Genomic DNA, 16,804 nt, shown 5'->3' with positions numbered 1-16,804 from the left:
TGGGCGAAGAGCGGGTCTCTGCAACCAAATTTCATGTTTAGGTAATAAAATGTCAGTGGATGATGAACAAATTTTGGATTCCGTAACCCCTTGGAATCCGCTCTCATACTCTCAACAGCGCTTGTGGTTATTTCAGCAATTACAACCGATGAGCCTGGCGTATAACCTAGGTGGCTTACTTTGGTTTGAAGGCGAAGATGTTACCGTTGAAAAACTTCAACACTCACTAAATGAAATGGTGTCGGTATTTCCTTCGTTACGCAGTCAGTTTTCTGAAGTTGAGGGAAAAGCGGCTCAACGAGTGATGCCTTTTAGACCTGTTGAATATGATTATATCGACATGCAAGGTGACTCAAATACGGTTGAGTTTATCAATCAAGATGCTCGCCAACGTTGGCAACAGCCGTTCAATCTAGTGGAAGGCAACCTCGCACGATGCTGCATTTATCAAGTCACTGAACATCGCTTTGCGGTGTTGCTTGCTACTCACCATATCGTCACTGATGCTTGGTCATTTCAGATCACGATTAAGATGTTACTGAACTCTGTAGCAGGTAAAACCTACCAGATGAAAGAGGTTCAAAGTTACCTCAATTATGCGGCAGAGCAGGCCAGTGCAGAAAAGTCAGAGTTTTATGAGCAGCAAAAATCTTCGTGGATACAGAATCAGTTTATTGGTGAAGAATCGTTGTCATTATCGAACCTCAATGACCAATCTCAAGATGCCTACGGTGCGAGACATGAGCTCGTTCACTTATCGAGTGATATCCATGATTCGATCAAGCAGTTAGGGAGTGAGTTAGGCGTGACCAAGTTTGAGGTGTTAGCGTCTGCCATGATGCTTACACTGCGCCAGTACTCTTCCAATGTTCATCCTTCGATTTGTGTTCCTGCGTTAAACCGTAATGCTAAGAATCGCAGAACGGTCGGCTTCTATGTTAACAGTGCCGTGATGGGTTATCGTATTGATGCAGAGATGACTCTGTCTCAGCTCGTTGACAAGACCCATGCGTCGATGAAAGCGTCTTTGGCATTTGAAAGCACGCCGTTAGAGACATTAGTGGGTGATTTACCGCTACCTACAACCGCTTTAAACTTCAGAAATCACGGTGATAAATTATCGATTAATACAAATGGAGTCTCTGCGGAATTTGAAGAGTTTCCAGTATTAGAGACACCGTTTGAGTTAGTGTTGGATGTCATCAATAAAGGCAACGCGCCGCTGCGCTTTGTCTATGCAAAAGAAAAGTTCACACGTCCGTTTATAACCAAATTCATCGAAAGCTTTAAGGTTAATTTGGCGAGTATCATTCACTCGCCAAACGCTGCTGTGGCGTCCGTTAATGCTATTTCGAGCAAGGACATGAGGTTGATTGACCAACATGGTTCAGGTGACTATTCATGGCAATATCGTCCATTCACTGACTTGGTGACTGAGCAAGCAGTTAAGTGCCCGAACAGTATTGCGTTGAAACACCAAAACGAGTCGATGAGTTACCTAGAGCTGGAGACTCGTTCGAATCAATTGGCGAATTCGATTTTATCTCAAGGTGCAACATCAAAATCGCCAATCGGTGTAATGATGGAGCGTGGCGTTGATATGATCGTCTCTATGATCGCTGTTCTGAAATCTGGCGCGCCATTCCTACCTTTAGATCCTGACTACCCAACAGAACGCTTAAGCTACATGTTGGAAGACAGTGGCGCAGAGTTGCTCCTTACACACCCTAAATCTAATGATAGATGCAAAGATGTATTGGATGGTAGTGACGGCGTCACTCAATTCTGTATTGAAAATGCTGAGCTTGCAGGCTTATCGTCAGATAATTCTTTTAAGCGTTCGTTGGCTGAGGAACTGGCCTATATCATCTATACCTCTGGTTCAACGGGAAAACCAAAAGGCGTCACTATATCGCATGAAGGTTTAAGCATGCATGTTCAGACCATCGGCCAGCGTTACGGCATGAGCGAAGAGGACGTAGAACTACATTTCGCCTCCATCAGCTTTGATGGTGCCGTTGAGCGTTGGACTGTGCCATTAGCGTTTGGTTCGCGACTCGTGATTCGGGACCAAGAGCTATGGACTGCGGAACAAACCTGCGATGTATTACAGCAAGAAAAAGTCACTATTGCGTGTTTCCCTCCTAGCTATGTTGGTCCGCTACTCGATTGGGTTGAAGCGACGAAACCAGAACTGGCATTGCGTTCAATCACTTTAGGTGGCGAAGCTTTCACCCGCGAGACCTTTGAGCGTATTCAAGAGGTATTAGCGCCACCACGAATCATTAATGGTTACGGCCCGACTGAAACGGTCATCACTCCGATGATTTGGGAAGCCTATGCTAACGATACGATGGATAGTGCGTATGCTCCGATCGGAACGCCAGTGGGTGATAGGAAGTTGTATGTACTCGATGCTGAGCTAAGCCAAGTGCCGTTCGGTTGCAGTGGTGAGCTGTATATCGGTTCTGAGGCGGGCTTGGCTGAAGGTTATCTGAAACAACCTAACCTAACGGCTGAACGCTTCCTGCCAGATCCATACTCAAACAATGGCGAGAGAATGTATCGAACGGGCGACCTGGTTCAGTGGCGTGAAGATGGCATCATGGAGTATTTAGGCCGTGTTGACCAACAGGTTAAAATTCGTGGATTCCGTGTCGAGCTAGGGGAAATTGAATCCCAACTTCAAGCGCTTTCCGGAGCTGAATTTTGTGCCGTTGTTGATCATGAATCGCCAACAGGTAAAAAGCTTGTCGGCTATGTTCAGCTAAGCAAAGCTGAGCAAAACAAGCACCAGCCAAACAATACGCTATTGCAAGACGCTGGTGGTAATGATGAAGCGCAATGGCTTGAGCAGTTAGGACGAACTCTACCTGATTACATGGTACCCGCTTGTATTATCGTCCAAGACAAGTTACCGCTAACACCGGCAGGTAAGGTCGATCGAAAACAACTGCTTGCGCCTGATTGGACAGAGGTTGAGAGCGATCAAGGTTTGCTTGTGAACAACCAACAAGTGATGCTTGCAGAGATATGGCGCGAATTACTAAAGGTTAAGAGTGTAGGGGCGAATAGCCAGTTCTTCGCGTTAGGTGGCGATTCGATTATGGCGCTTCAGTTGGTCGGAAAGTTGCGCCAACAGGGTTTCATGTTATCACCTAAACAAGTCTTCGATTTCCCAAAATTACAAGATATGGCGGAGAACTTAGAAGAAGCACAACTTGTCATAGCTGAGCAAGGCAAACTTCGAGGTGAAGTGGCGCTGTTGCCGATGCAGCAAAGATACATCAAACACTTTGAGTTGAGTCGTTGTAACCAATATATCCAGTTTAAATGGGACTACCCGGTCGATGTTGAGCGATTGACGTATGCCATAAATCGTCTGGTTGAACATCACGACGCGTTGAGATTGAAATTCAATCACTCATTATCTGCCGATTCTTCATTTGAAATGACTGCAAATTATCGAGACGATGCTGAGTTTGCGATTCACGTGTTTGATGAGGTTATAGATGTTGAACAAGTTCAAGCGAATATCGACTTAATCAATGGTGTGATTGGCGCGGTTGGAATACGTAGCTTGAACAAACCAGATGCACGAGAAGAGTTTGATCAGCGTAGTGAAGTGCTCATTGCTGTTCACCATCTCGTCGTCGATGCACTGTCATGGCCATTGATTATTGAAGACCTCGCTAAGCTTTACGGCACTGATCTGATGCCTAGCAGCAAGGAGACTTCTGGCACGCGCTCATTATCTCAACACTCACTTGCTCACAAGACACATCATCAAGGAAACTGGGTCAACGCTTTAAATGTAATGTCGATATCAGACGACCAGCAAGCGTACTGGGGCGAACAACAGAAAGATCTGCTTTACCCGCAAAGTCGCGGCAAACCTATTTCTACGCACTGGCATACACCGTTATCAAAAATTGAAGCTCTTACTAAAGCGGGTTTTGGCTTTGCTCGTCTCACACAAGAACAAATAGTGTTCCTAGTGAGTGCTTTAACGGTAAGTACGCTAAATCAAGGCAAAGCGTTAACCATTCACCGTGAATCTCATGGACGTTTTACCGATGATACTGGGCTTGATCTGAGCCGAACCGTGGGCTGGTACACCTCGTTGTACCCGCAAGCCATTCCAGCGTTTGATTCGTTTGAAGAGTGGGTTAAATCCTTAAAAGACAGTTTTGATGCCGACAACCTTGGTGGTGTGACATTCCACGCAGGCGTCATACAAAACCTGTGGCCTCATGTCGGCGATATGGACGTGTTGTTCAACTATCTTGGCAACACGGCTCAACAGTTGAATGATGCTATAGAGGTGACAAATGTAGGCTTATGGAGAGATGACTCCAACTCAGCTGATGCTGCGATTGTGATTAACGCATCAGTGAACAATGAACAACTATTGTGGGATGTTGAGTTAGATAGCTACTGTTTTAATGAATCCGAAGTTGAGGTGTTACACGCGGCATTTAACAGCAGTATTGCACGTTTACATGATCTGTTTATTGAAGCGGATTCGGTATTAACGAAAGCCGATGCACCGTTGGTTCATTTGTCTCAACGCCAGCTAAATCAGTTATGCAATGGTGTGAGTTCTGCTGGTTCATTACCCAACACGATTCTGCCGCTATCAACTTTACAACAAGGCTTGTATTTCCATGCGAAGCTATCTGATAGCGACAGCACTTACGTCAATCAAATCACTTTACCTTTCAACAATGTTGATCTGCCAAAGATGATAGAAGCATGGCAAGGAGTGATGCAAAGGCACCAAATGCTTCGTTCAACGCTGTTCTCATTTGATGGGAATGCTTATCTAGCTGAGTGGCCTGAACTTAGATTGGATTATCAGGTGTTGGATGTTCGTAAGCGCAGCCAATTTGAGCTTGGTGAATACAAGAAACAAGCTGTCGAGCGTGGTTTTGAACTAGAACAGGTAGTAGATCGTTCAAAAGTAAAACCTTTGTGGCGCGTTGATTTCATTCAAACACACGACCACCAAGTGCAGTGTATTTTTACTATTCACCATATTTTAATGGATGGTTGGAGTACGGGTGTTCTACTCAGCGATTTGTTCGCCTTGTACCAAGGTCGTTCTATTGCACCAGTCAAAGGTGAGTTTTCTGATTATCTTGCTTGGATACAAAATCAAGACAATCAGCAGTCTAATGACTATTGGCAGCGTTACCTTCAAGACATGGAGTCGCCAACACGTTTGGCTGAATCCTTTGGACAATCAAGTTCGGAGATGCCTGATTCCAAGGTGTCTAGTTTCCATAGATACAATGATGATTATTCACAAGAGATCATAAGTGAATGGCTGCCTAAACTGAACCAAGTAGGGGTTACGCTCAACACGTTAACCCAAGCCGCATGGCTACTTACGTTGCATCGCTTCACTGGGCAGCAAACACCTGTATTTGGTAACACAGTGGCGGGTCGTCCGACAGAGCTTGCTCATAGCGATTCTATGGTTGGTTTGTTTATCAATACATTGCCAATTGCACATCGAGTCGATCTTTCTAAGCCTGTTTCTGAATGGCTGCTGGATATTCAAGCCTCATCGAGTGACCAGCGTGAATTTAGCTACTCGTCTTTGTCCGATATCCAAGCGCAGACGGGGTGGTCAGGAGAAAACCTATTTGACACCTTGGTCGTCTTTGAAAATTATCCGTTAGATGAATCGCTTTTGAATCGTAACGGCAGTGATGAGTTCAGTATTGGCGAGCCTGACAGCTATGAATTTACCCACTACCCATTAACTTTGGCGATTTTGCCGAGTGAATCGCTTCGTATTGTTTTTGCCTACGACGAAAGTAAATTCACACCTCAACAAATTGAAACACTACGCTCGACTAATCGACATTATTTGACTCAGCTAGTTGAACATCTAGCCGAAGATTTAGGCCGATTACCTGACTTAGCCGAGAACCAGTTGAATGAACTTGGCTTATTTGAGCGTCAACCAGAACCGTGGATGTTTGAACCGTTTACAGATTTAGTTGCAAAGCAGGCTTTGTTACGCCCCAACAGTGAAGCATTAGTATCTAACGTTGCTGCTGAGAGTGGTCAAAAGAGAAAAGCGTTAACGTACCAACAAGTGGTTGAGCAGAGCGATGCAGTCGCTTCAAGGTTGATCGCTGAAGGCATTGAACGTGATGACATCGTTGGTGTGTTGTTTGAACGTGGCTGTAATATGTTGGTTGCAATGATGGGTGTGATGAAAGCTGGCGCCGCGTTCTTGCCGTTAGATCCGGCGTATCCCCAAGAACGCTTAAACTTCATGGTTCAAGACAGTGGGGCGCGAGTATTAGTTCATGATGATCTGAGTGAGCAATTAGCCATTGATATCGCGAACCAAGCTAAAACCATTGGTTACGACTCACTTGATTTAGCAACAAGACTTGTTGATAAGCCTGCCATCTTGCCAGACCAACTGGCATATATGATTTATACGTCCGGTTCTACCGGTAAGCCGAAAGGGGTCTGTGTATCACAGCAAGGCTTGAGCATGCATGTTCAAACTATAGGTCAGCGATATGGCATGACGACGAACGATGTTGAGCTGCACTTTGCGTCAATCAGTTTTGATGGAGCGATTGAACGTTGGGCTGTGCCATTAGCGTTCGGCTCTCGTTTGATCATTCGAGACCAGTCGTTATGGAGCGCTCAACAAACCTGTGATGTATTGGAGCGAGAGCAGGTAACCATTGCGTGTTTTCCTCCAAGTTATGTGCTGCCGTTATTAGAGTGGATAGAGGGAAGCACTCCAGCATTTTCTGTACGTTCATGGACGTTAGGCGGTGAAGCCTTCACTCGTGATACCTACTTCAAACTGCAGCAAGTCTTAAAGCCGAAACGAATCATCAATGGTTATGGTCCGACTGAAACGATTGTGACACCGATGATTTGGGAGGCGTATCCGGATACCGAACTAGAAAGTGCTTATGCGCCTATCGGAAAAGCGGTTGGAAACCGAACTTTATATGTGTTGGATACAGCGCTTAATCGTGTACCAGCAGGAGTAGCAGGAGAGCTTTATATTGGCGAAGAAGTCGGGCTCGCTAGGGGTTACTTTGAACGTCCTGATTTAACATCAGAGCGTTTTATTCCAGACCCATTCGCAAACAATGGTGAGCGAATGTACCGAACCGGTGACGTAGTTAAATGGCGTTCAGACGGTGTGATGGAATACCTCGGGCGTAGCGATGAACAAGTTAAGATTCGTGGATTCAGGGTCGAACTTGGTGAAATCGAATCCCGACTACAAAAGATCACAGGTTCAGAGCAATGCGCGGTAATAGCTTGTGACAGCCCATCAGGTAAACAGCTGGTGGCCTATATTCAAAGCGATAACGTATTGTCCACTGGAGACGCTTTAAAAGATCTTAGTCAGGATCTGCCAGATTACATGGTGCCTAGCCAAGTCGTCAAAATGGACAAGATTCCGTTAACCCCGGCAAGTAAAGTTGATAAAAAACGCTTACCGCTACCCAATTGGCAAGAGGCTTCAAGCTCAGAATATATAGCGCCGAATGGTGCGATGGAATTAGCTTTAGCGAATCAATGGCAAGCGCTGTTTGATAAAAAAGAGATAAGTCGTGAGGATGATTTCTTTGCCTTAGGTGGTCAGTCGTTACTGGCAACCCAACTTGTCGGAAGGCTGAATCAACAAGACAACATTAGGCTGTCATTACAGGCAGTGTTCGATACGCCTGTGCTTAAAGAACTGGCTGCTCAATGTACGTTTACCGATGTTAAAAATGATACAGAAGTTGCCTTTTTGGAGCGGGTTTCAAGGTTACCGAACATGCCAGCATCCGCGGTACAGAAGCGACTATGGTTCGTTCAACAGCTGTTGCCGACCAGTGCCGCTTATCACATGCCTTTAGGACTTAAATTTACGGGCGATGTGAATATTGCTGTGCTTGAGAGTGCCATTAATGTATTAGTTGCCCGTCATGAGATCTTGAGAACCAACTTTACTCAAGTTGAAGGTGAACTCATGCAGTCTATTTATGCTGAGCGTGAAATCTGCGTTGGTATTCACCAGAACTCGGAGTCCGATGAACAAAGGCTCTCTGTGTATAAAGAACTCATCTCTAAGCCGTTTGATTTCTCAGAAGGCCCGTTGATTCGATTTGATTGGATTGCTGGGGCATCAGAGCAGTTAGTTACCGTTAATCATGAAGTTAGCACTGAGCATGTAGCTAACGTTGAACATGCTGCTAACGTTGTCCATGTAGCCAAAGGAAAACAAGCAGAGCTGATAATTGTCGTACACCATATTATCTCAGACGGTATCTCCATGCAGTTATTGCTGAAAGAGCTAGCGATCTGTTATCAATCGATAATCTCTGGTTATACGGAAGAGGGTGCAGCATCAACTTTCGAACCTGAAACTACCAATGACGTTCAATATGTAGACTATGCGCATTGGCAGAAGCAGTGGCTTGAATCTGAAGAAGCGAGTGACCAAAAAGCATGGTGGTTGGATGCTTTGAAATTCGATATAGACCCTCTAGTACTGCACAGTGAAGTGCCAAGAGAGCAGACTGAAACCCAGGGAAACCGACTTCACTTCGAACTTAGTAGTGAGCAAGTTTCAAATATCACTCAATTGGCAGCGAGACATAACACCACCTCTTTCAATGTAATGTTGACGATGTGGCATCTATTGATGCACAAGTATTCAGGCCAAGAGCAAGTGCGTGTTGGTGTACCTGTTGCTGGGCGAACACAACCTAAAACACAGGCGATGCAAGGGTGTTTCATCAATAGCTTGGTGATTCCGGCTCAATTTAATGGTGAGCAATCCTTCGCTGAGTTATTGCATCAGGTGAAATCTTTCACTGAGCAAGCTTTGGACAGGCAAGACTTCCCATTTGAAATGTTGGTCGAATCACTCGGGATTACAGGTAACTTGCAATACCACCCTGTATTCCAAACCAGTTTTAATTTCCAACGCTTTGATGAAGCAGAGCTCTTTGATTGGCAGGGCCTTGATGTTGAACCGTTTGATCCAGGTGTGGTCAATGCTCAACTTGAGATAGGCATGGACATTCAACAGATGTCCGAGAGCAAATGGCTTGGTTTTGTCAGTTATGTGTCACCAGTATTCACACAAGACTTTGCGCAGTCGTTGCTTAATCATTGGTTGTTACTTCTAGATAAAGTTGCGTCCAATAACGATACGTTAATCAGCCAACTCCATTTGATAGACGAGACGGCAGAGCAACAAAACCAAGTATTCAATGACACGTCCCTTGATTGGGGTGACTTCGTGACGCCGTCACAACAAATGCAACTTCAGGTAAAGAAAACGCCTAATGCGATAGCGCTATCGATGCAAGGTCAAACTCTCACGTATCAAGAGTTTGATGTGCGTGTTAATCAACTAGCGAACTGGTTACGTGATAAAGGAGTGAAGTCAGAAACCCGTGTTGGCTTAGGGCTTGAGCGTTCGTTTGATTTAGTCATTGGTCTGCATGCTATCACGCGTGCGGGTGGTGCTTACGTGCCATTGGATCCGAGTTATCCCACTGAACGGCTTCAATACATCCTACAGTCGGCTAACATTGATTTGCTGCTTACCGATTCTAACTCTGTACACTTGTGGCCTGAGAGCGACGCCTGCGAGTATGTTGACTTAACTCAGCTAGATGTATCGAAACAATCTTCATTACCTCCAATGGTGCGTTGGCAGCCCGAACAGGCTCTGTATGTAATCTTTACGTCTGGATCTACGGGCCTGCCTAAAGGTGTAGTCAATACTCAAGCCGCATTACAGAACCGCTTGAATTGGATGCAGCAAGAATACGCACTGAATGAATCGGACTGTGTGTTACAGAAAACACCTTTCAGTTTTGATGTCTCTGTGTGGGAGTTCTTCTGGCCACTAATGACAGGAGCACGTCTTGCAATTGCCCCGCCAGAATCTCATCGTCAGCCAAATGTGCTATCCGAAGTGATTCAACAAGAGCAGGTGACGACACTTCACTTTGTGCCGTCGATGCTGAATGCATTCGCGGTGGAAACCAATATCTCAGATTGTGTTTCCCTCAAACGTATTATCTGCAGTGGAGAAGCATTGCCTGCCGACCTTGTTGAACAAGTTCTCAGCCACGCACCTGTCGAGCTGCATAACCTTTATGGACCAACGGAAGCCGCCATCGATGTAACGTATTGGCCTTGTGAGCTGCCAGTAGCCAAACGTATCCCCATAGGTTACGCAATAAGTAATACTCAGCTTCATGTACTTGATAACAACTGGAACCCAGTACCAATTGGTGTGCCAGGTGAACTGTACTTAGCAGGTATTGGACTAGCGCGTGAGTATCTAGCTCGCCCCGATCTGACCGCAGACCGATTCGTACCGAATCCATTTGGAGAGCCTGGCAGTCGAATGTATCGAACAGGTGATCAGGTGGTTCAACTGGCCGATGGTCGATTGGAATACTTAGGCCGCCTAGATAACCAAGTGAAAATTCGCGGTTTAAGAATTGAGCTAGAAGAAATTGAGAATGTAATCAATCAACTTGAATGGGTTGAAGAGTCGGCGGTTATTGCATTTAAACATCAGACTGGTGACCAATTGGTTGGTTACGTTGTTGATGCGAGTTGGAGTGAAGACAAACAAACGTTGGTGAAACAGCATTTATCGGAACATTTACCCGATTACATGGTTCCATCAATACTGATTGGGTTGAGCGAGATGCCACTTTCTCCTAATGGAAAGCGAGACAGAAAGGCACTGCCTGCACCTGAATGGCAGTCAATAGAGTACCGCGCGCCAGAAACGGAATTGGAACGTTGGTTCGCCACTAATTGGGCAGAGGTCTTAGAGATGCCTCAAGTGGGCTTGGATGACAACTTCTTTGCGTTAGGAGGTCATTCACTGTTGGCGACTCGCGTGGTAGCAAAGGCACATCAAGAACTTGGTTTGGAAGTCGCGCTTAAAGACTTTTTCGAGGCCAATAGTCTGCAAGCATTAACGGACAGCTTGCAAGCTCAATATCAAACACAAAATGAACATGAACAAGACGAATTCGATGCGATGGCAGCATTGATGGACGAACTGGAGCTGCTATGAGCCACCTAAAAGATAAGAGCCATATACAAACAAAGAATCACTCCAAAACGACGACTCAACCTAAAGCCACTAGCCAAGGGAAAATAGACAAACACGCGTTAGCAAAACGTTTTTTACAACTGGGCAAACCGGAACAAATTAAGTTTATCGAGTTGCTTAGTAACAAAGGCTTAGATTTTGAAAAGCTACCGATTGTATCGGTCGGTAGTGAACAGCAAGTGGAGTTGTCTCCGGCACAACAGCGCTTGTGGGATATCTATTGCTTGGACAAGGGTAACAGCGCCTATCATATGTCCGGTACGTTCCATGTAAATGGAGAGTTGGATATTGAGCGCTTAACGGCATTCGTTAACCAAGTGTTGGAGCGCCATGATGTGTTACGAACGCGCTTTATTACTAATGCTACAGGGCAGGTTATTCAGTTTGTTGATAAAGCTGCAGCGATGTATCCGGTCAGTATCGATGCTCAAAGCTGGAGCCAAGAGCAAGTACAAGAGGCACAGCAAGAATTTATCGCCAAAGCCTTTGAACTTGAGGCAGAGTTGCCCATTCGAATGCAGTGCTTACAGCTTGGTGAGGGTTCATGGAAGCTACAGCTTGTCATGCACCATATTGTATCTGATGGTTGGTCTATAGGTGTATTCTTGAATGAGCTTATAGCCCTTTATCAACAAGGCAAGCTACCTGAATTACCTGTTCAATATCGTGATTACTCTCATTGGCAAAGTGCTTTGTTGGAGGCGGGGAAAGGCCTACAACACATTGAGTTTTGGAAGCGTGAACTTGAGAAAACGGATTCAAGCCTACTGTTCCCTTGGAATAGTGAAGTTACCCCAAATCAAAGACGTATAGCCGATTCCATTAGCTATGAATTAAGCGAGTCGCAGTCTCAAAAACTCAAACAGATTGCACGCCAATTGTCGGTGACAACTTCAAGCCTCTGGTTGGGTGTTTGGCAGGCCGCATTAGCGAAGGTAACGCATCGCTCAGATATTTCTGTTGGTGTACCAATGGCGAATCGCACACGTCATGAAGTCTCTAATCTGATTGGATTCTTTGTGAATACCATGGTGATTCAGCAATCCGTAACGCCAAGCAGTCGGTTATCTGATGTTATTGAAGAGGCTCATCACAAAGTACTTGAGGCGCAAGAGCATCAATTGTTGCCGTTTGATCAACTGGTCAATGCTCTGATGAATGAACAAAAGACCAGTGAGCAAAAGGTTATTGAGCGAAAAGCTGGGCAAACGCCCTTGTTTCAAGTGCTATTCAATCATCAAAACTCATTAGCTGATGATATTCAGTTAGACAGCCAACTTACTCTGTCGGCAGAGGAACAAAGTGGTCAATTTGCGTTATTCGATATTGCATTGGATGTGCGTGAGACTGAGCGAAAAACAGCTGTGGTGTTGACCTATTCGAAGGATCGAATTGATTCAGATACGATGGTTGAGCTGAATGCTGCACTTGAAAGTTTGATCAGCGAGTTAGACATTAAGGCGGGCAAAAATCTAGCTCAAATTAGTCATTTAACACCACACGATGCTTCAGTGTTAGAGAAGCTTTCGCAACCAGAAGGTGACTGGACGTTCCAGTCGATCGTTGAATTAATTGCTCAACAAGCACATGTACAACCTGATGCCATCGCATTGAAGCATCAAGACCTTGAGTTGAGTTATCAACAGCTGGACTCGGCGTCATCTCTATTAGCGTCCCGAATCCTTGCTCAAGGCGTGCAGCGCGATCAAGCTATTGGTGTGCTCTTTGAAAGAGGAGTGGACATGATTGTCGCTATGGTTGCGGTAATGAAAGCGGGTGGGGCATTTCTGCCACTTGATCCTGACTATCCAACTGAGCGTTTGGCATACATGATTCAGGATTCTAAGGCTGGGTTTGTGGTTACCCAGCAAGGCTTAGAGTCACGTTGGCAGAATATTCAATCTGAGTTTGACACATTATTACCTCAAGTAAGCTCTTTCGTTTATTGCCTGAAAGACTTAACCCAATCTTTAGACACGCGAGAATATGAACAAGCAGAATTAGCGCCGACGATACTTCCTGAACAACTGGCTTACATTATTTATACGTCAGGCTCTACTGGTAAGCCCAAAGGCGTAGCGATCAATCACATAGGTTTGTCGATGCACGTTCAAACCATTGGTCAGCAGTACGGCATGACGCCAGAGGATGTTGAGCTTCACTTCGCTTCAATTAGCTTTGATGGTGCCGTTGAGCGTTGGACTGTACCGTTGGCGTTTGGCAGTAAGCTTGTCATTCGAGACCAAGAGTTGTGGAGTGTCGAGAAAACCTGCGAAGTGCTACGTGATGACAATATCACCATCGCCTGTTTTCCTCCGAGTTATGTTGGGCCATTACTTGACTGGATTGAATACAAAAAGCCGTCACTCAACGTTCGTTCTTGGACACTTGGTGGCGAAGCCTTCACCGCGGAAACCTATCAGCGCTTGCAACAGATCGTGAAACCTCCTCGCATTATCAATGGCTATGGCCCAACAGAAACTGTGGTCACCCCTATGATTTGGCGCGCGTACCCGCAAGACAAATTAAACAGCGCCTATGCGCCGATTGGACAACCTGTTGGTGAGCGTCGTTTATACGTTTTAGATGCGCAGCTCAACAAAGTGGCGTTTGGGAAAGTCGGGGAGCTGTACATTGGTGGAGAAGTCGGCCTTGCTCGCGGTTACTTGGAGCAGCCTGACTTAACTTCGGAGCGCTTCATACCCGATCCGTTTACTAATACAGGTAATGGCAGTGACGGATCAATAGGCGAACGAATGTATCGCACTGGGGATCTGGTTCGTTGGAATAACGAAGGTGTGATGGAATATATCGGCCGTGTAGACCAACAGGTTAAGATCCGAGGGTTCCGCGTCGAGTTGGGTGAAATTGAAAGTCGTCTGCAATCTATCTCTAAAGTTGAACACTGTGTGGTCGTCGTCAAAGAGGTCGGCCAGCAAAAACAGTTGTTTGGTTACTTACAGAGTCGTGAGCCTGAGCGTTTTGAACTTGATGATATTCTCGAAGCGCTTTCAAGAGAATTACCTGATTATATGGTACCAAGCCAATTGATGGTGTTGGATAAGCTACCATTAACCCCTGCCGGAAAAGTCGACAGAGCGTCACTTCCAACTATGGATGGAAAAACCCAATCTGTTGCGACACTTGTGTTACCAAAAACCGAGCAAGAAATGTTACTTGTGGATATATGGCAACAGCTCTTAGGCACAGCTCAAGTGAGCTGCTCGGATAATTTCTTTGCATTGGGTGGTGATTCGATTCTTTGCTTACAAATGGTGAGCAAAGTACGCGTTGCAGGGTACAACCTAACACCACAACAAGTATTTGAAGCAAAAACGCTAACCGACCTAGCCGAAGCGTTGGATATTCATAAAGCCGCGAAAGAACGCGTGTTAACCGAAGAAGCGTTTGGGCTAATGCCAATACAAGCTCACTTCTTTGCTCAAGCGTTTCCTGAGCCCGATTATTGGAACCAGCATATTTGTGTCGAGCTTAAACAAGACATGAATACTGACTATTTGGAGTTAGCGATTCAAGCCTTGGTAAAACAGCACCCAAGCTTGAGACTGGCGTTCAATCAACAGCAAGGTCATTGGAAACAACAGTATCAGCCTTATCAGGAACGTGAGTACCTATGGCGCACCTCGGTGGATTCTGAAGAAGCATTTTCAGCGTTTGCGCAAGAGATACAGCAAAGTATGGATATTGCTTCTGGCAGGCTAATTCAAGCCGGTTATGCAGAACTTTCGGAATCGCCGAATCGGTTGATGATAGCGATTCATCACTTAGCTGTGGATGGTGTGTCCTGGCGAATTCTATTAGATGACCTCTGGAAAGCGTATCAACAGCAAGTTGCGGGGCAAGTTATCGAACTGGTGCCAAATTCGAGTGCAATGGATGAAACCGTTCAGTCGATTGAGCAGTGGTCGTCAAGCGAGCAAGGTAAGTTGATGCAATACACTTGGCATGAATTGGCGGAGAACTCGTCTAATTTACTCGAAAACCGACCAGATATCGCTCCGGCTTTTTATCAAGATAAACAGGCCTATAAAACCAAACTTTCAAGCGAACTCAGTCAAACGTTGTTACGTGTTTCAAACACCAGTCATGGAGATACACAGAGTGTGTTGATTACTGCACTAGTGTCAGCACTAGCGAGTGAAGAGCAAACTGATGTACCTCTTTATCTAGAGGGGCATGGCCGAGAATCTTCTGTATTTTCGAACGTCGACCTTTCACGAATGGTGGGGTGGACAACGAGTTTGTATCCGATGGTTGGGCATTTTCAGCCTGATATTCTCAGTGTGCTTAGGCAAACTCGGGAGTATCTAGAAAACGTTAAAAAAGACGGTGGTATCGGTTATGGCTTGAGGTATCTAAACCAAAATGCCAATGATACATATCGTGCAAGCGCGACCTTTAACTATCTTGGCCAATATACAAGCGATGGCTTCGTACACTGGTGTGCGCCTATTGAAGATGGGAGCTCGCCTCAATCCGGGTTAAATCAGATGCTGACACCGCTTGTAGTAAACGCACAAGTTGTGTCTGGCCAGCTGAGTTTGTCATGGGAGTTCGCAACGACGCATTATTCATTGGCTGACATTGAGCAGATCGCAACTCAGTATGTTGCGAGTTTAACGGCTCTTATCGCGGCAATGAATGAGGAAGCTCAAACCGCGCAGACCAATGAATGCTCACCCAATCTGCGACTGATTGAAAAACTCAATAGTACCGCTGACGAGAATGAACCTGTTTTCTGCATCCACCCTGTGACAGGGCGCGTGACCGGCTACCAAAGGCTTGCACAGGCTCTTGAAGGTGAAAGAAGTGTGTTTGGAATCAAGTCGAAGAGCTTCATTTCAGATGATGTTTTTGATACGTCGTTCGCTGATATGGCGGAAACCTATTATCAAACAATCAAGCAGATACAGCCATGTGGACCTTATCGGTTAGTAGGCTGGTCGTTAGGCGGGGCACTTGCTCAAGAAATCGTAAATCGTCTAGAGAAAAATGACGATGATGTTGCGTTCGTTGGTTTACTCGATTGTTATGTGCCAGGCACCGAAATCGCGGAAGATCAGTGGGACTCTCCAACCTCAAAAACCAAGCTCATAGAGCACATTTCATTACTATTAGGCTCCATTACCGAAGAGCAAGGAAAACGGTGTGTGCAGTTGCTCGATTCCGTGGTGCCATCAAGATGGCCAGAAGTGTTTAATACATGGTTATCGGAAAATCAGTTCGATAGATACATGGCAGATAACGCGAAACAAATGCTCTATAGCTGGGCTGTTGAACAGCACATGCGTGCTTTGTGTCGTGGGTATCAATTACCCAAGATAAAAACCCAGTTGCATTGCTGGTGGGCAGGGCAACCAAATGGGCGCTCAGAGCTGTTATCAAAAGGGTTGAATAACTATAACGACCTCCAATTTTCCGCTGTTGTAGACACTGATCATTTAGGAATCGTGCAGAACAATACAGTAATCAAAGACTTATACAGACATTTGTATTGTGAATAATTTTATAAATATCTATTGCTGAGATGTTTTATTTTGAAAATTACGTGGTACACTTCGTCTAATTATTAATCGCAATGATAACCATTATCGTTATTGTTCGTGCTTTTATTACAATTGGTTCATAGCCGTATTGAAGGAG

At 45.4% G+C, this 16,804-nt stretch carries 2 protein-coding genes; both read left to right on the top strand.

All coding sequences use genetic code 11. The features are described 5' to 3' along the window. Nucleotides 1-49: 49 nt before the first annotated feature. Nucleotides 50-11,101 carry a non-ribosomal peptide synthetase gene (locus IHV80_RS08595; RefSeq protein WP_192888725.1) on the top strand — a complete coding sequence of 3,684 codons (11,052 nt, stop codon included), beginning with the start codon at nt 50-52 and terminating at the stop codon, nt 11,099-11,101. Continuing rightward, a complete protein-coding gene (locus IHV80_RS08590) occupies nt 11,098-16,665 on the top strand; it encodes a non-ribosomal peptide synthetase (RefSeq protein ID WP_192888724.1) in 5,568 nt (1,855 codons plus the stop codon). The genes IHV80_RS08595 and IHV80_RS08590 overlap by 4 nt, the downstream gene beginning before the upstream one ends. Nucleotides 16,666-16,804: the final 139 nt, after the last annotated feature.

This window comes from Vibrio bathopelagicus (assembly GCF_014879975.1).
Classification (GTDB): Bacteria; Pseudomonadota; Gammaproteobacteria; order Enterobacterales; family Vibrionaceae; genus Vibrio; species Vibrio bathopelagicus.
Note: the sequence above shows the minus strand (reverse complement) of the source record. Positions and strands in the feature narration are given on the sequence as shown.

Coding starts and splice junctions, on each gene's coding strand:
- IHV80_RS08590 (WP_192888724.1), top strand. CDS start 11,098: ATGAGCCACCTAAAAGATAAGAGCCATATACAAACAAAGAATCACTCC.
- IHV80_RS08595 (WP_192888725.1), top strand. CDS start 50: ATGTCAGTGGATGATGAACAAATTTTGGATTCCGTAACCCCTTGGAAT.